The 17,299-nt window shown below is 73.5% G+C and carries 11 protein-coding genes; 6 read left to right on the plus strand and 5 right to left on the minus strand.

The features are described 5' to 3' along the window. Positions 1-7: 7 nt before the first annotated feature. Positions 8-1,750, plus strand: a complete 1,743-nt coding sequence (gene sdhA / locus IE98_RS0102405; RefSeq protein ID WP_030263220.1) for a succinate dehydrogenase flavoprotein subunit — start codon at positions 8-10, stop codon at positions 1,748-1,750. Then, entirely contained in the window at positions 1,750-2,523 is a 774-nt protein-coding gene (locus IE98_RS0102410; RefSeq protein ID WP_030263223.1) for a succinate dehydrogenase iron-sulfur subunit, read from the plus strand. The genes sdhA and IE98_RS0102410 overlap by 1 nt, the downstream gene beginning before the upstream one ends. A 73-nt stretch (positions 2,524-2,596) precedes the next feature. On the opposite strand, the gene IE98_RS0102415 is transcribed toward IE98_RS0102410, so the two are convergent. Together IE98_RS0102415 and IE98_RS0102420 are read right to left on the minus strand one after the other, a co-directional pair. Then, a complete protein-coding gene (locus IE98_RS0102415) occupies positions 2,597-4,174 on the minus strand; it encodes a hypothetical protein (protein WP_030263226.1) in 1,578 nt (525 codons plus the stop codon). A gap of 100 nt (positions 4,175-4,274) precedes the next feature. Then, complete coding sequence (locus IE98_RS0102420; RefSeq protein WP_030263229.1) at positions 4,275-4,529, minus strand: SCO4848 family membrane protein; 255 nt, start codon at positions 4,527-4,529, stop codon at positions 4,275-4,277. Between the two features lie 128 nt (positions 4,530-4,657). On the opposite strand from IE98_RS0102420, the gene IE98_RS0102425 reads away from it, so the two are divergent. Beyond that, positions 4,658-5,941 carry a D-alanyl-D-alanine carboxypeptidase family protein gene (locus IE98_RS0102425; RefSeq protein WP_078660726.1) on the plus strand — a complete coding sequence of 428 codons (1,284 nt, stop codon included), beginning with the start codon at positions 4,658-4,660 and terminating at the stop codon, positions 5,939-5,941. Positions 5,942-5,981: 40 nt separating this feature from the next. Here IE98_RS0102425 and IE98_RS0102430 read toward each other — a convergent pair whose 3' ends face one another. The 3 genes from IE98_RS0102430 to IE98_RS0102440 form a co-directional block, all read right to left on the minus strand. Beyond that, entirely contained in the window at positions 5,982-6,872 is an 891-nt protein-coding gene (locus IE98_RS0102430) for a class I SAM-dependent methyltransferase (RefSeq protein WP_030263234.1), read from the minus strand. Between the two features lie 146 nt (positions 6,873-7,018). Further along, positions 7,019-7,930, minus strand: a complete 912-nt coding sequence (locus tag IE98_RS0102435) for a YihY/virulence factor BrkB family protein (protein ID WP_030263236.1) — start codon at positions 7,928-7,930, stop codon at positions 7,019-7,021. 143 nt (positions 7,931-8,073) lie between these two features. Continuing rightward, positions 8,074-9,216, minus strand: a complete 1,143-nt coding sequence (locus tag IE98_RS0102440; protein ID WP_052390039.1) for a glycosyltransferase family 2 protein — start codon at positions 9,214-9,216, stop codon at positions 8,074-8,076. 280 nt (positions 9,217-9,496) lie between these two features. On the opposite strand from IE98_RS0102440, the gene IE98_RS0102445 reads away from it, so the two are divergent. The 3 genes from IE98_RS0102445 (at position 9,497) to IE98_RS0102455 (ending at position 17,250) form a co-directional block, all read left to right on the plus strand. Further along, positions 9,497-13,054, plus strand: coding sequence for a bifunctional glycosyltransferase/CDP-glycerol:glycerophosphate glycerophosphotransferase (locus IE98_RS0102445; RefSeq protein WP_030263240.1), 3,558 nt, complete (start codon positions 9,497-9,499; stop codon positions 13,052-13,054). 144 nt (positions 13,055-13,198) lie between these two features. Beyond that, the gene (locus IE98_RS0102450; protein ID WP_159400811.1) at positions 13,199-15,607 is read left to right on the plus strand and encodes a CDP-glycerol glycerophosphotransferase family protein; all 2,409 of its coding nucleotides are present in this window, start codon (positions 13,199-13,201) and stop codon (positions 15,605-15,607) included. Positions 15,608-15,708: 101 nt separating this feature from the next. Then, positions 15,709-17,250 carry a hypothetical protein gene (locus IE98_RS0102455; RefSeq protein ID WP_030263245.1) on the plus strand — a complete coding sequence of 514 codons (1,542 nt, stop codon included), beginning with the start codon at positions 15,709-15,711 and terminating at the stop codon, positions 17,248-17,250. Positions 17,251-17,299 lie beyond the last annotated feature (49 nt).

Here is a 17,299-nt window from a genome sequence, read left to right on the forward strand (position 1 = left end):
TACCCCCATGCAGATTCACCAGTACGACACGGTCATCGTCGGCGCCGGCGGCGCGGGCATGCGCGCGGCCATCGAGTCGACGCAGCACAGCCGCACCGCGGTGCTGACCAAGCTCTACCCCACCCGGTCCCACACCGGCGCGGCCCAGGGCGGCATGTGCGCCGCCCTCGCCAACGTCGAGGAGGACAACTGGGAGTGGCACACCTTCGACACGGTCAAGGGCGGTGACTACCTGGTCGACCAGGACGCCGCCGAGATCATGTGCAAGGAGGCCATCGACGCGGTCATCGACCTGGAGAAGATGGGTCTCCCCTTCTCCCGCACCGACCAGGGCCGGATCGACCAGCGCCGCTTCGGCGGCCACTCCCGCAACCACGGCGAGGCGCCCGTCCGCCGCTCGTGCTACGCGGCCGACCGCACCGGTCACATGATCCTCCAGACGCTGTTCCAGAACTGCGTCAAGCACGGCGTCGAGTTCTTCAACGAGTTCTACGTCCTCGACCTGCTGATCAACGAGGGCCGCACGGCCGGCGTCGTCGCCTACGAGCTGGCCACCGGCGAGATCCACGTCTTCCAGGCCAAGGCGGTCGTCTTCGCCTCCGGCGGCACCGGCAAGATGTTCAAGGTCACCTCGAACGCGCACACCCTGACCGGTGACGGCCAGGCCGTGGCGTACCGCCGGGGCCTGCCGCTGGAGGACATGGAGTTCTTCCAGTTCCACCCGACGGGCATCTGGCGCATGGGCATCCTGCTCACCGAGGGCGCCCGCGGCGAGGGCGGCATCCTGCGCAACAAGGACGGCGAGCGCTTCATGGAGCGCTATGCGCCCGTCATGAAGGACCTCGCCTCCCGCGACGTCTGCTCCCGCGCGATCTACAGCGAGATCCGCGAGGGCCGCGGCTGCGGTCCGGACGGCGACCACGTCTACCTGGACCTGACGCACCTCCCGCCGGAGCAGCTGGACGCCAAGCTGCCCGACATCACCGAGTTCGCGCGCACCTACCTCGGCATCGAGCCCTACACGGACCCGATCCCGATCCAGCCCACCGCGCACTACGGCATGGGCGGCATCCCGACCAACGTCGAGGGCGAGGTGCTGCTCAACAACACCGAGGTCGTCCCCGGCCTGTACGCCGCCGGCGAGGTCGCCTGCGTCTCGGTGCACGGCGCCAACCGCCTGGGCACCAACTCGCTGCTGGACATCAACGTGTTCGGCCGCCGCGCCGGCCTCGCCGCCGCCGCGTTCGCCGCGAACAACGAGTTCGTACCGCTGCCGGAGAACCCGGCCGCGCTGGTGCAGGACCTGGTCGACTCGCTGCGCGAGTCGACCGGCACCGAGTCGGTGGCGCAGCTCCGCAAGGAGATGCAGGAGAGCATGGACGCCAACGCGTCCGTGTACCGCACCGGCGACACCCTCAAGCAGGCCGTCGCCGACATCGCCGCGCTGCGCGAGCGGTACAAGAACGTCGCCATCCAGGACAAGGGCGAGCGCTTCAACACCGATCTGCTGGAGGCCATCGAGCTGGGCAACCTGCTCGACCTGGCCGAGGTCACGGTCGTGTCGGCGCTGGCCCGCGAGGAGTCCCGCGGCGGCCACTACCGCGAGGACTTCCCGACCCGCGACGACGTGAAGTTCATGCAGCACACCATGGCGTACCGCGAGGAGGCCGCCGACGGCAGCACCTCCGTCCGCCTCGACTACAAGCCGGTCGTGCAGACCCGCTACCAGCCGATGGAGCGTAAGTACTGATGAGCACTCCGACCCTGGAGAAGCACTCGGCCGCTCTGGACGCGGCCGAGGCGGGCGCGACCGCGCTGATCAACGTCACCCTGCGGATCCGCCGGTTCAACCCGGAGGAGCACCCGGACGCGGTGTGGGTGGACTACCAGCTGCTGATGGACCCGAAGGAGCGCGTCCTGGACGCCCTCAACAAGGTCAAGTGGGAGCAGGACGGCACCCTGACGTACCGCCGCTCGTGCGCCCACGGCATCTGCGGCTCGGACGCCATGCGCATCAACGGCCGCAACCGGCTGGCGTGCAAGACGCTGATCAAGGACGTCAACCCGGAGAAGCCGATCACGGTCGAGCCCATCAAGGGCCTCGCGGTCCTGAAGGACCTGATCGTCGACATGGACCCGTTCTTCCAGGCGTACAAGGACGTCATGCCGTTCCTCATCACCAAGGGGAACGACCCGACGCGCGAGCGCCTGCAGTCGCAGGAGGACCGCGAGCGGTTCGACGACACCACCAAGTGCATCCTGTGCGCCGCGTGCACGTCGTCCTGCCCGGTGTTCTGGAACGACGGCCAGTACTTCGGCCCGGCCGCGATCGTCAACGCGCACCGCTTCATCTTCGACTCGCGCGACGAGGGTGCGGAGCAGCGGCTGGAGATCCTGAACGACCGTGAGGGCGTGTGGCGCTGCCGCACCACCTTCAACTGCTCGGAGGCCTGCCCGCGCGGCATCGAGGTCACCAAGGCGATCGCCGAGGTGAAGCGCGCGCTGGTCACCCGCCGCTTCTGAGCGCCCCGCTGCAACGCCCGAGGGCCCGACCGGTACGTCCGGTCGGGCCCTCGGGCGTTCTGCCGTGCGGGGTTCAGCGCAGGGCGCCGAGGTCCTTCGGGGCGGTGGTGCCGTCGAAGGTCAGCAGGTGGCGGGCGGCGGTGACGGCGTACAGGTCGGGGCGGCCGTCGCCGTTGCCGTCGCCGGAGCTGCCGAGCACCGGGTAGTCGGCGGCCGGGAGGGTGCCGGCGAGGACGGTGCCTGCGGACGGGTCGGCGAGCGCCGAGAGGTCGTACGTGCCGTCGGCCTGCTTCGTGACGGGGTACGAGCGCAGGGTGCCGGTGGCCCGCTCGCGGGACCACAGGACGAGGCTGCCGTCGGCGGCCCGGCCGGGCGCGACGACGTCGTGGCCGGCCCAGGCGCCGCCGGTGGAGAGCCGCTCGGCGGTGGCGTAGCGGTAGCCGACGGCGCCGGCCCGGAACAGCCAGAGGTCGCCGTTCTCGACGGTCACCAGCGAGCTCTGCCGGCCGCCGCCGAGGGCGCCGAGCGCGACCAGCTGGTCGGTGGCGGACCAGTCGGCGGCGCAGCCGGCCGCGGCGCAGGCGGTGGGCCGGGCGAGCAGGACGGGGGTGCGCTGGAAGGCGCCCTGGTCGAGGTTGCGGTAGAGGTACAGCGCGGTGCCGCCGGGGACGTGGACGAACAGGTCGTCGGCGGGCGCGTGGCCGGAGTCCCAGCCGCGGTGCGCGGTCACGGTGCCCGTCCAGGTGCCGGCGGGGCCGTAGGCGGCGGCGGTGGTGGAGGCCGGGTCGGTGCCGGTGGCGTCCGCGCTGACGACCTGGAGGTTGCCCTCGGCGTCGGGCAGCAGGATGTCGGGGACGCCGTCGGCGTTCACGTCGCCGGGGACGGTCTGCGGCGGGTTGGGGTTCGCCGGCGCGTAGAAGGTGTAGGAGAGCGGCTGGGAGGCGTTGCCGGCCTCGTCGAAGGCCTGCACCGTGAGGACGTTGGTGCCCTGGTCCTTCGGCTTGAGGGTGAAGGTGGCGCTGCCGTCCGCGGCGGGCCGCACGGCGCCGGTGCAGTCGCCGCCGGTGCTCGGGGTGCCGTTCAGGACGTACCGGTAGCAGGCCACGCCGGAGGCGGCGTCGCTGCCGGCGACGGTGAAGGTGCCGGTCTGGCCGGCGTACTTCTGCGGGGTCCGGCCGCTGTCGGAGCTCGGGAAGTCGGCCGAGTCGACGGTGAGGGCGGGCGCGGTGGTGTCGATGCGGAAGTGGCACTCGGCGGTGGGCGCGCCGCCGCCCGCACCCTTGGCCCACCAGGTGTAGGTGCGGCCCTCGGCGAGGCCGGTGGGCCGCACGGTGGCGGTGCCGTCGACCGCGGTGCCCTCGGCGTCGAAGACCTTGCTGCCGGTCTCGTCCAGGACCTTGAAGCGGGCCCGGTCGGCGGTGGTGCGGGCGGTGAGCTCCGGCGCGGTGGTGGCGATCCAGCCTGGCGCGGTGGTGCTGTCGCAGGCGTCGGTGCGGACGCCGGTGCCGAGGAAGCCGGGGCTCGGCACGACGGCGGGGCCGGTGGCCCTGCCGTCCGTGGTTGCGGAGGCCGCCGGTGCGGCCAGCAGGCCGGTGGCGAGGGCGACGCCGGCGGCCGAGGCCAGCAGGCGCGGAGAGACCGTACGGAACACTGTGTGACCCACCCCGATACAACGGATGTGTGTACGCACGGTGCGCACACGGCGGAGATCATTCCAGTGGAACTCCCCGCCGGGCAACGGGTTTCGACGGTCAGTCGGCGGTGCGGGCACGCAGCCCGCGCAGGCCCCGGACACCGACGGCGCCGACGGCGACGCCGAGCACGAGCGAGGTGACGGCGAGCAGGAGGTGGACCCAGAAGAAGGCGGTCGGCTGCGCGTGGTCGCCGTTCACGAAGGCCTGGCCGCCGGAGTCCTTCCAGAGGTTCTTCACGAAGGTCGTCCAGATGATCAGGGACCACACGCCGAAGGCGGCGAGGAACCAGGAGGTGCGGCGGCTGAGCGTCATCGGGGGTCCTTCTCGGGGCGTCGGCGGTGTTGCCCGTCCAGTATGCGCAGCCCGGCCGGGCGCATCCGTTCGGGGGGAGTCGGCGGCGGCGGGGCGGCGGCGCCGGGCCGTACGGGTACGTTCCGGAAATGCTGACCGACCGTCACTTCGCGCACCGATGTGCCGCCGCAGCCGCCGCCGGCCTGTTCGTCCTCGCTCCGGCCGCCCCGGCGGCCGCCCGGCCGCGGGCCGCCGCCGAGGTGGTCGGCGGTGAGCGGCTGGCCCGGCCGGGGGTGCAGGTGGCGCCGGGCTCGGACGCGCCGGCGCTGCCCGGGAACCTCACCGGGCGGTCCTGGCTGGTCGCGGACGGCACCTCCGGGGAGGTGCTGGCCTCGTACAACGCGCACGCCGAGCTGCCGCCGGCGTCCACGCTGAAGATGCTGTTCGCGGACACGGTGCTGCCGAAGCTGGACCGCGAGGCGGTGCACCGGGTCGCCCCGGAGGAGCTCACGGGGCTGGGCTCGGGCAGCAGCCTGGTCGGGATCAAGGAGGACCTCGACTACAAGGTCGAGGACCTGTGGCGCGGGGTCTTCCTGAGTTCGGGCAACGACGCCGTGCACGTGCTGGCCCACATGAACGGCGGCGTCGACCGGACGGTCGCCCAGATGCAGGCCCGGGCGGACGCCCTGCAGGCGCACGACACCCACGTGGTCACCCCGGACGGCTACGACCAGGACGGCCAGGTCTCCTCGGCGTACGACCTGACGCTGTTCGCCCGGGCGGGGCTGCGCAATCCGGACTTCCGGGCGTACTGCTCGACCCGGGACGCGCAGTTCCCCGGCGCGGTGGACCGGACGACCGGGCAGCGCGGCAGCTTCGGGATCGCCAACACCGACCGGCTGCTGGGCAAGTACCCGGGCCTGATCGGGGTGAAGAACGGCTACACCACCAACGCGGGGTCGACCTTCACCGGGGCGGCGGAACGGGACGGCCGGCTGCTGCTGGTCACCGTGATGCACACGACGACCTACCAGAAGGTCTACGACGAGGCGGCCGCCCTGCTCGACTGGGGCTTCGCCGCGGCCGACCGGGTGAGCCCGGTGGGCGAGCTGGCCGAGGACACCTCCGCGGTGCGGGCCGCCCCGACGGCGGAGCCGCGGCCCAACCCGGTGCCGGACACCGTCCCGTCCGCCGCGCCGAGCCCGCCGCGGTCGGTGCCGGCCGCGCCGCCGGTGGCCGCGCCGGCCGACGGGCGGCAGCCGGAACACGCCCGGAGGACGGGCGGCACGGCGGGGGCGATGGCGGCCGGCCTGTGCGCGGTGGCGGCCCTGGCGGCGGCCCTGCGGCTGCGCCGGGACCGCGCGGGGCGGCTGTCGCTGCGGCCGGCGCTGCGCCGCTGGGCAGGGGCCGCGACGGCCGTGCGACGGCGCTGACCGGCACGCCGCACCGGCCGGGCCGGTGCGGCGGCGGACGTCAGCGGGCGTTGCGGGCCCGGGCGGAGCGCAGTGCCCGGCGGGCGGCCCGGGTGGCGAACGGCGGCAGCACGTCGATGGCGATCCGGCGCGCGGTGGAGCGCTCCGGGGCCCGGCGGGTCTGCGGGGCGCCGTTCGGCTGGGGGCCGTCGAAGGCCAGCCGGTAGCAGGTGTGGCCGGCGATCTGCTCGTCGTCCATCCGGAAGCCCTCGGCGCGCCAGTCGCGGGCGAGCAGCTCCTTCTGGACGGCCTCGGCGTCGCCCCAGGTGCCGTAGAACTTCTCCGGGGTAAGGCAGACCGGCTTGAGGCCGAGGTCGAAGACGGCCTCCCAGACCGCCGCGGCGACGCCCGGGGTGTGCGGTGCCCGGTAGTCGTCGAAGGCGACCACGCCGTCCTTGGCCAGGACGTCCCGGGCGACCAGGGCGTCACCGGCCACGTGCTCGTACAGGTGCGAGGCGTCGACGTGGACGAAGCGGCAGGAGTCGGCCGGGACGCGTCCGTCGGCCAGTACCGAGGTGGGCGCCTGGACGATCACCGGCAGCTCCTCGTGGAAGGCGAGGTAGTTGGACTCGAAGGCCTGCCGGGTGAGGGTCTTGCGGTAGGACATGGCCATCTCGGCCGAGTTGTCCTCGTCGGGGGCGTCGGAGTCGAACAGGTCACAGACCGTGAAGGTCTCGCCGGGCTGCAGGTAGCGGCCCAGGACGACGGCGCTGCGGCCGAGGTAGGCGCCCAGCTCCAGCAGGTCGCCGTTGGTGCCGGCGGCCGTCTGGCGGCTGAGGAGCCAGCCGAAGATCTCCTGGTCCGCCTTCCAGAACCAACCGGGCACGTCGTCCGGAGTACGCGGGACGGGGGTCGCGGTGGCGGTGTCTGCGCTGGTCACGGGGTGCTCCATGGGTGCGGCGGACGGGGTGGCGCGTTTACGGGCTCCCGTCGGCGGGGGTGTGCCTGACGACAGCCGGATGAGGACCGGATGAGAACCGGATGAGACGTAGGTCGTGATCCTAGTCACGTCCGAGTGTGCCCGACAGGGGCGTGATCTCACTTCTCGGCCGACGCTTCGATCAGCCTGCGGCCCTGTTCGCGTGCGCGCATCCGGGCGGCGGCCGGGTCGGCGAGCGCCGTCCAGGCCGCGCAGTACAGCAGCAGCCTCGCGACGAAGTCGATCCAGAGCAGCAGGGCGATCGGAACGCCGAAGGCGCCGTAGAGGCTGCGGCCCGCGACCGAGCCGAGGTACGAGGAGAGGGCGACCTTGAGCATCTCGAAGCCGACGGCCCCGATCAGCGCACCGCCGAACAGGGCACGGCGGGACTGGTCGGTGATCCGCGGGAAGGGCGCCAGCAGGTAGGCGAAGAGCAGCAGGTCGGCGCCGACGGCGACGAGGAAGCCGACCACGGTCAGCACGGCGCGGCCGGCGCTGCCGTCCAGCCCGACGGCGTCGGCGAGCCGGCGGGCGAGCGTGGTGGCGCCGGCGGAGGCGCCCAGCGACAGCAGGCAGACCACGCCGAGGCCGAGCAGGACGACGCAGTCCCAGGCCTTGCGGACGAACACCTGGCCCGGGTCCTGGGGCAGCCGCCAGATCGCCCGGACCGAGCCGCGCATGGTCTCCACCCAGCCGAGCCCGGAGAGCAGCAGCACCACGCCGCTGATCACGCCGACCGTGGCCGCGTTGTCGACCAGGGAGTTCAGGTCGATCGCGTCGGCGAGGCCGGAGGCCTGGTCGGCGATGTCCTTCTGGAGCTCGTCGACCCGGTGCTGGGAGAGCGTCGCCGCGGCGATCGCCAGGGCCACGGTGAGCAGCGGGAAGAGCGCGAGGAAGCCGAAGAAGGTGACCGCCCCCGCGAGCCGGTTGCCCTGGGTGTCGGTGAACAGCTGGTAGGCCTGCCAGGCGCGGCTGCGCATCAGCCGGGCCACGAACGGACCGACGACCGGGAGACGGGTGAGGAAGTCCACGGGTCCACCCCATCGGGATCACCTGAACGAGCGACGACCGGTCCTGTATACCGTGCGCGGTGATCGCGTGCGGCTGGTCGCGTCGGCGCGCCGGACGGCCTGACCCTGGGTGGCCTACAGCCGGGCCGGGATCGGGCGGGCGGTCAGGAGCCGGTGTGCGTGCCCACGTCGGAGGCGGTGTCGTCCGCGCGCGCGGCGGTCTGTGCGGACTGCGGCGCCGGGCGGCCCTGCGCCGGGGTGGTGTCGCGGACGCCGGCGGCGCCCTTGGCCCGGCGGGCGGCCCGGGCCGCCCGGGCGGCGAGCTGCCGCGTCCGGGCGAGGGCGCGGACGCTCTGGTACGTCAGGTAGTGGCCGTGGCTGAGCAGCTCGGTGCGCACGCCCTCGGCGCCGGCGGCGGGCCGGTAGTCGGCCGGGCGGAGCCGGGCGCAGTGCCGGGCGGCGCGGCGGAAGAACTCCCGGCGGTCGCCGGGCGGCACCCGGTCGGGGCGGCTGACCACGGTGTTGAGGTGGTGCACCATCCGGGCGAACACCACCGGCCGCCAGCGGGCGAGGTCGGGCCGCCGGTCGAGGAAGGCGAAGACCAGGTCGTACTGGTCGAAGATGTCGAAGTGCTTGCGGCTGACGGTGGCGAGTATGTTGCCGCCCTGCTTGCGCTGGCGGTAGTGCACGCCGACCCGGTCGAGCACGGTCATCCGCCCGGCGGCGAGCAGCGCCGGGAAGGTCCACGGGGTGTCCTCGTAGTACCCGGCGGGGAAGGTCAGGCCCTCGGCGTCGATCCAGTCGCGGCGGTAGGCCTTGTTCCAGACCACCATCAGCAGGTCGAGGAGGTCCGGGCGGCCGTCGAGGTCGAAGACGTCGGGGCCGGAGCGGGCGAACAGCGGGGCCGAGGCGGAGCGGACGACGCGGCCGTCCCAGTAGGTGCGCGCGTAGTCGTAGACCAGGATGTCCGGGTCGGTGCAGGCCTTCAGCCGCTCGTCGATCGCCTGCAGCAGGCCGGGGGTGAGCGTGTCGTCGCTGTCCAGGAAGATCACGTAGTCGCCGGCGGCGACGGCCAGGCCGGCGTTGCGGGCGCGGCCGAGGCCGACGTTCTCGTCGAGGTGGAGCACCCGGATGCGCGCGTCCCGCGCGGCGGCGTCGTCCAGCATCGTCCCGCAGCCGTCCGGCGAGCGGTCGTCGACGGCGATCAGCTCGAAGTCCGCGCACGACTGGGACAGCACCGAGTCGAGACACTCGGCCAGGTACTCCTCGACCTGGTAGACGGGGACGATCACGCTGAAGCGGGGCATTTGCAGCTCATTCTAAGGGGGCGCTCAGTCGACCGTGATCTCCGGACGGGTCTCGCCCGGGAACCGGCGCGCGGCCAGCGGCAGAGTAGCCGCCGCGGCCGGGGGCGCGCACCCCCCGACCGGCCGGACCCGCGCCGCCCGGGCCCGTGCGCCGCCCGCGCCGGCGCCCGGACGGCCCGGACCGCTCCGGGGCCGGGACGCACCCGGACGGTAGGATCTCCGTACATCTGTGCCGATTCGCCCGCGGCCCGACGCCCCCGATGAAAGGCCCGCAAGCCCGATGGCCCCTCGCCTCTCCGTCGTCGTCCCGATCTACAACGTCGAGCGCTACCTCGAGGAGTGCCTGGACTCCATCGCCGCGCAGACCTTCACCGACCTGGAATGCGTCATGGTCGACGACGGGTCGAAGGACGGCAGCGCCGCCATCGCCGAGGCCTACGCCGCGAAGGACGCGCGGTTCCGGCTCGTCCGGCAGGAGAACAAGGGCCTCGGTGCGGCCCGCAACACCGGCTACCGGCACATCGCCGACGGCACCGAGTTCCTCGCCTTCGTCGACAGCGACGACACGCTGCCGCCGAGCGCCTACGAGCTGATGATCGGCACCCTGGACGAGACCGGCTCGGACTTCTGCACCGGCAACGTCCAGCGGTTCCGCGCCGTCGGCTACTACCAGTCGGGCGGCCACCGCAAGCCGTTCAAGGAGACCCGGCTGCGGACGCACGTCACCGAGGTCCCGACGCTGGTCACCGACCGCACCGCGTGGAACAAGGTGTACCGCCGCAGCTTCTTCGACGGCGCCGGCATCCTCTACCCCGAGGGCATCCTGTACGAGGACGCCCCGGTGAGCGTGCCGCACCACTACCTGGCGACCAGCGTGGACGTGCTCTCCGAGCCGATCTACCACTGGCGCGAGCGCGAGGTCGGCGAGATGTCGATCACGCAGATGAAGACCAACCCCAAGGGCCTGATCGACCGGGTCACCTCGATGGAGCTCGTCCGGGCCTGGCTGCTGGAGCAGACCGACCCGAAGTTCAAGCGCTACCTGCGCACCTACGACGAGAACAACCTCGTCGAGGAGATCCCGATGTTCTTCGGGTCCGTCCTGGACGGCGACACCGACTACCGGGACGCCTACCTGGAGTGCGCCGGCCGGCTGCTGCGTGCCATCGGGCCGGAGCAGATCCGCAAGCTGCGCGCGCCGCTGCGGCTGAAGTACCACCTGACGCTGCAGGGCCGGATCGACGAGCTGGTCGAGCAGATCCGCTTCGAGCGCGACACCAAGGGCGCCGCGCCGGCGCGCGGCCTGCTGCGCGCCTACGCCGACTACCCCTTCCTGCGCGGCGGCCGCAAGAGCGTCCCCTCGGACGTGCTGCGCCTGGACAACGCCCTGGTGATGCGCACCCGGCTGTACGACGCGGCCTGGACGGACGGCAAGCTGCACCTGACCGGGCACGCCTTCCCCGAGCACCTGGGCGCCGAGCACCGCAGCGACATGGTCAAGGTGCTGGTGCTGCGCGAGGCCAAGGGCCGCCGCGTGCTGGCCCTGCCGGCCAGGGCGCAGTACAGCCCGGAGGCGACCGCCAGCTCCCCGCACGACCTGTACAGCTGTGACTGGGCGGGCTTCCGCGCCGTCATCGACCCGAAGCGGCTGAAGCACCGCGGCCAGTGGCGCGAGGGCTCCTGGCGGGTGCTGATCGCCGGCGTCGGCAAGGGCGGTGTGTACAAGGGCCGGATCTCCGGCGGCTGGAGCGACCGCGCCGAGTACCCGCCGGTGCACTGGGTCGAGGACGACGTCCGGGTCGTGCCGTGGCTCAGGGACAACCACGTCAACCTGCGGGTGGAGATGGTGCGGGCGCGCGCCGCCGCGGTGACGGCCGAGCACGGCACGGTGACCGTCGGCGGCCGGGCCTCCTCGGGCCTGGACCTGGCCGGCGCCCGGCTGCGGCTGCTGCACGTGGAGTCCGACCGCGAGCTGTTCTTCCCGCTGGAGCTGGGCTCCCCCGTCGGCCGCGACGTGCCGTTCACCGCGCACTTCCCGGTCGACGAGCTGACCGCCGTCCGCAAGGCCTGGGCCGCCCTCGACCCGGCGTCCGCCGAGCGCCTGCGGGACCGCTGGGACACCGAGCTGCAGCTCGCCGACGGCAAGCGGGTGCCCGTCGTGCTCGACGAGCGCACCGCGGCGATCCAGCTCGACCTGCCCGTCGAGAACGACACCCGGGCGATCTTCACCAAGGCCTCCCCCAGCGGGTACCTGCAGTTCAGCGACCAGGTGCTGCAGCCGGTCGTGGAGGAGGTCACCGCGCGCGGCGCGGACGGGTTCCTGCTCAGTGGCACCTTCCCGCTGCCGGGCACCCACACCTACGAGCTGGTGATCCGCCACGACTGGCACGAGGAGGAGCACACCTACCCGGTCGAGATCGTCGACGGGCGGTTCCGGGCGGCGCTGCCGGCCGTGCCGACCGCGGCCTTCGCCGGCGAGGTGCCGCTGCGCCAGGGCCTCTGGGAGGTCGTCCTGCGGCCGGTCGGCGCGCCGGCCGACGCGGTGTGGCCGCCCGTGCTGCTCGCGCCGCACTGCCACCCCGCGCTGCCGGTGGAGACCGAGACGCGCGGCAAGCGCGTCGTGCTGGAGCGGCGCGGCTACGACTCGCTCACGCTGCTCGCCCACTCCGACCTCCTCCCGGAGGAGCGCAGCGGCTACCGGCACCGGCAGCTGCGGATCAACGACTACCCCGCGGCCCGCACCCGCCCGGTCACCGACACCGTGCTGTACCTCACCTCGCACGGCGACCGGTACGCCGGCTCGCCGCGCGCGGTCCACGAGGAGCTGCTGCAGCGCGGCCTGCCGCTGCGCCACCTGTGGAGCGTGGACGACCAGCAGGCGGCGCTGCCCGGCACCGTCGAGGCGCTGCGCCAGGACAGCGCGGAGTGGTACGAGGCGCTGGCCACCGCGCGGTACGTCGTCACCGAGTCGCACCTGCCGGACTTCTTCGAGCGCCGGCCCGGCCAGACCGTGCTGCAGACCTGGCAGGGCACCCCGCTGAAGCGGATCGGCCTCGACTTCGAGAAGGTCTGGTTCACCGACGCGGAGTACCTCAAGCACCTGCGCCGCGAGGTGCCGCACTGGAGCCTGCTGGTGTCGGGCAACGGCTTCTCCACGCCGGTGCTGCGGCGGGCCTTCGACTACCACGGCGAGGTCCTGGAGGCGGGCAACCCGCGCAGCGACGTGCTGCTCGCCGCCGACCGGGAGAAGACCGCCGAGCTGGTCCGCGCCCGGCTCGGCCTGCCGGACGGCAAGAAGGTGGTGCTCTACGCGCCGACCTTCCGCGAGGACATGCGGCGGCCGCAGGACGGCTACCAGCTGGACCTGCGGATCGACCTGGCGGCGGCCCGGGCCGCCCTGGGCGACGACCAGGTGCTGCTGGTGCGGCGGCACCCGCTGATGTGCGGCCAGGTGCCGGACGCCGGCGACGGCTTCGTCTGGGACGTCAGCACCTACCCGGACACCGCGGAGCTGCTGCTGGCGGCGGACGTGCTGGTGACGGACTACTCGTCGATCATGTTCGACTTCGCGGTCACCGGCCGGCCGATGCTGTTCTTCACCCACGACCTGGAGCACTACCGGGACAACCTGCGCGGCTTCTCCTTCGACTTCGAGGCGACCGCGCCCGGCCCGCTGCTGTCCACCTCCGAGGCGCTCGTCGAGGCCCTCGGCCGGACGGCGGAGGTCGCCGAGGAGTACGCGGACCGGTACGCGGCCTTCCGCGAGGCCTACTGCCACCTGGACGACGGCCGGGCGAGCGCCCGGGTCGTGGACGGACTGCTCGCGCACGAGGGCTGATCCGCTCCGTCCGGTGCCCCCGCCGCGCTTGTTGACCGGCGGGGGCGTCACGGTGTGAGATGTCCCGGACCCGGACCGCCCCACGGCGGCCGGGTCCGCCGGTCATGTCCTCCTGACCGGCTCCCCCCGTGAAGGGCCGCCCCCGTGTCTGTGAATCCCGCCGGCGCCGCGTCGCCGACCGAGCCGCGCGCCGTCATACGCTCCCTGCGCTGGGAGGACGGCAGGCTGCTGCTGACCGGGTTCGCGCACCCGCAGGACCGGCCCGCGGCCACCCGGGGCAGCGCCCGGACGGTGCTGGTGCTCCGCCGCACCGGCAGCAGGTCCTTCGGCTGGGTGGGCACCCGGCCGGTGTACCTCCCGGAGTCCACCGAGGACAGCGGCCTGCCGGAGCTCAACCACGACTGGGCGGGATTCACCGCCGCGATCGACCCGGCCCGGTTCCGCCGCCGCGGCGCGTGGACGGAGGGCGAGTGGCGGGTGTCCGCCACGGTCTTCACCGGTCTGAAGCGCAGCCAGGGCGGGTTCCAGGGCCACTGGTGCGGCACCGCGGAGACGCCCCCGGCGCACTGGGTCGCGGACGACGTCCGGGTCGTCCCGGTGTTCCGCGCCAAGCACCTGCGGCTGCGGGTCGAGCGCATACCCTTCCGGGTCCGGTCGGCCGCCGTCACCGAGGACGCCCTCGAACTCGCCGGCGCCGCGACGGGCCCGGTCGAGGGCACCGCGCTCCGGCTCCACCGCGGCGAGGGCGACGCCGGGGCGGTCGTCGGACTGACCGCCGACGGCGCCGGCTTCACCGCCCGGATACCCCTGGCGGTGCTGACCGCCGGCGGGGCCGGTACCGAGGCGTGGCAGGCCGAGCTGGTGCACACCGACGGCCGCACCGAGCCGCTGGTCGTCGACGAGCGCGGCGGCCCGGTCACCGGCCAGTTCCCGCTGGCCGGCACCGCGGACCTGCTGCACGTCGCACGGGACCGCCGGGACGGCCTCGAACTGGCCGTCCGCCCGCCCGTCGCCCGGGTCGACGAGATCACCGAGCTGCAGGACGGCTTCGTCCTCGGCGGCTCCACCCCGACGACCGGTCAGGGGCCGCTGGAGCTCGTGCTGCGGCACTCGGACGGCATCGCCGAGCTGCGCCACCCGGCCACCGCGACCAGCGCCGAGCGCTTCCGGGCCACCCTGCCGGCCGGCACCACCACCGCTGGCGGCGACCGCCTCCCGCTGCGGATGGGCGTGTGGGAGCTGCTGCTGCGCACGGCCGACGGCGCCGAGCGCCCGCTGACCGTCGCGCCGAGCGCCTTCGAGGCCCTGCCGGCCACCGTCACCGTCGGTCCGAAGACGGTGAAGCTGGAGCGCCGCCACCTCGACTCCCTCTTCGTGGACTCCTCCTCCGTGCTGACCGCCGAGGAGCGCAGCGCCTTCGCCCAGCACCGGCTGCGCACGGTGGACTACCCGGCGGCCGGCCGGGACGCGCTGCGCGAGGCCGTCTTCTACGACGTGTTCGGCGGCCGCGGGTACGCCGACTCGCCGGGCGCCGTCCACCGCGAGCTCGTCCGCCGCGGCGTCGACGTCGAGCACATCTGGGCGGTCAACGACGCCCAGGGGCAGGTGCCGGCCGGCGTGCGGACGGTGCGGGTGCAGAGCCCGGAGTGGTACGAGGCGCTGGCCACCAGCCGCTACCTGGTCGGCAACACGCACTTCCCGGACTTCGTCGAGCGCCGGCCCGGCCAGGTGGTCGTGCAGACCTGGCACGGCTCGCTGCTGAAGCGGATCGCGCACGACGTGGAGAACGCCTACCTGGCGGACGTCGGCTACCTGGAGGCGCTGGACCACGAGACGCCGCACTGGAGCGTCCTGGTCTCCCCCAGCCCGTTCGCGACCCCGATCCTCGGCCGGGCGTTCCGCTACGAGGGCGAGATCCTGCAGTCCGGCTACCCCCGCAACGACCTGCTGGCCACCGGCGACGACGCCCTCGCCGCCGAGGTCCGCGCCCGGCTCGGCATCCCCGAGGGCCGCCGGATCGTGCTGTACGCGCCGACCTGGCGCGAGGACCAGCAGCGGGACAACGGCGCGGGCTTCCGGCTCGACCTGCAGCTGGACACCGAGGCGGCCCGGGCCGCGCTCGGCGAGGACCACGTGCTGCTGGTGCGCCCGCACGCGCACGTCCGGGAGCCGCTGCCCGGCGCCGGCGACGGCTTCCTGTACGACGTCGGCGACTACCCGGACGTCCAGGAGCTGCTGCTCGTCGCCGACGTGCTGGTCACCGACTACTCGTCGATCATGTTCGACTTCGCGATCACCGGCCGGCCGATCCTCTTCTTCACCTACGACCTGGAGCGCTACCGCGACGTCCTGCGCGGCTTCTACTTCGACTTCGAGACCGAGGCCCCGGGTCCGCTGATCCCGACCTCGGAGGCGCTGGTCGAGGCGCTGCGCGACGTCACGGCCGCCACCGCGGACCACGCCGAGCGGTACGCGGCGTTCCGCGCGCTGCACTGCGTGCTGGACGACGGCAAGGCGAGCGCCCGGGTGGTCGACCGGATGCTCGCCGGCTGACGCCTACTGCCCGCGGCGGCCGGGCGGGAACCGCCCGATAGGGTGGCACCGCTCGGACACCCGTTCCGCGCCGACCCCGCACCCGCGATACGGAGAGAACCGTGCTGGACACCTCAGCCGTCGCCGTCGGTCCCGCCGCCGGCCGACGCCTCCACCGGGCGGCCCGGCGGGTCGCGCCACGGTGGCGCATGCCGCTGCTGGTGACGGTCGGCTGCCAGGTGGTCTGGCTGTTCTACTGGGCGGCCTTCTACCCGGGGCTGCTCAGCTTCGACTCGGTGATGTACACCTGGCAGGTCACCACCGGGCACTGGACCTCCGACCACTCCGTGCTGTACGACGCGATGGTCTGGCTGGCGCTGCACCTGCCGGGCAAGTTCGCCCTGCTCACGCTGGCGCAGACCACCGCGATGTCGGTGGCGCTCGGCTACGCCTGCGCGGCCGTCCGGGACCTCGGTGTGCGGGCCCGCTGGTGCGCGACGGCCGCGCTGGCCACCGCCGTGCTGCCGCCGACCGGGACCTTCGTGGTGTTCGTCTGGAAGGACGTGCCCTTCACGATCAGCGCGCTGCTGGTGTTCGCCGCGGCGGCCCGGCTGGTCGCGCGGCGCGGCACCGCGATGGAGCCCGGCCGCTGGCTGCGGCCCGGCGGCTACCGGTTCGACCTGCTGGTGTTCTCCGCCGGTCTGCTGGGCCTCGGGCTGTTCCGCAACAACGGGCTGATCGTCGCGCTCCTCGCCGGCCTGGTGCTGCTGCCGTTCCTGCCGGGCCTGCGCAAGTCACTGGCGGCACTGACGCTCGTCGCGGTGGTCCTGCCGGGCGCCGCGCAGCTGGGCGGCTACCGGATGCTCGGTGTCGCGCAGCCGCCGGCGAACTCCGTGTTCGGCATGAACTACGCGGACATCGCGGTGGCCTACAAGGAGGTGCCGTGGGTGTTCAGCGGCGCCGACCGCCGGCTGCTGGCCGAGGTCGCGCCGATGTCGACCTGGGAGATCGGCTCCAACTGCCGCACCGCCGACCTGCTCTCCAACAGCGGTGCCCCGTTCGACCGGCAGGCCGCCCAGCAGCACAACGACGAGCTGGTCGGCCTGTGGATGAAGGTCTTCAAGAAGCGGCCGGACGTGCTGGTCGACGCCCGGCTCTGCCGCGGGGCGATCGCGTGGGACCCGTTCTCCGACTGGAGCGTGGACGCCGGCGCCACCATCATCGCGCCGCTGGAGCGCCCCGGTGACCTGTGGGGCTGGGCCGCCTCGTCCGGCACCGCCCGTCCCGAGGCCGGTGCCGTGCAGATCACCGGCCGGATGGCCGACAGCCCGTACCTCCCCGCGCTGCGCAGCCACCCGCTGTCGAAGCGCCTGAACCTGGCCGCCACCTGGTTCACCGAGCTCTCGAAGGCCCGCCACTTCGACACCCTGCTGTGGCGCGGCGCCACCTGGACGTACCTGGCGTACGCGGCGCTGGCCTGCTACGCGATGGGGCGCCGGAACCGGGCGGTGTGGGGGACGGCCGGCGTGCTGCTGGGCATGCAGCTGATGCTGATGGTCTCCACGCCCGCCGGGCTGTTCCGCTACAACGTGGCCCCGCTGTTCATCGGGCCGCTCTGCCTCGGACTGTTCGCGGCGGCGCGGCAGGTCCGCGGGCGGAAGTAGCCGTCGCGGACGCGCCGCTGCGGCCCGCAGCGGCGCCCCGCGGGTGTCC

Source organism: Streptomyces sp. NRRL B-24484 (assembly GCF_000717715.1).
Taxonomy (GTDB): Bacteria; Actinomycetota; Actinomycetes; order Streptomycetales; family Streptomycetaceae; genus Kitasatospora.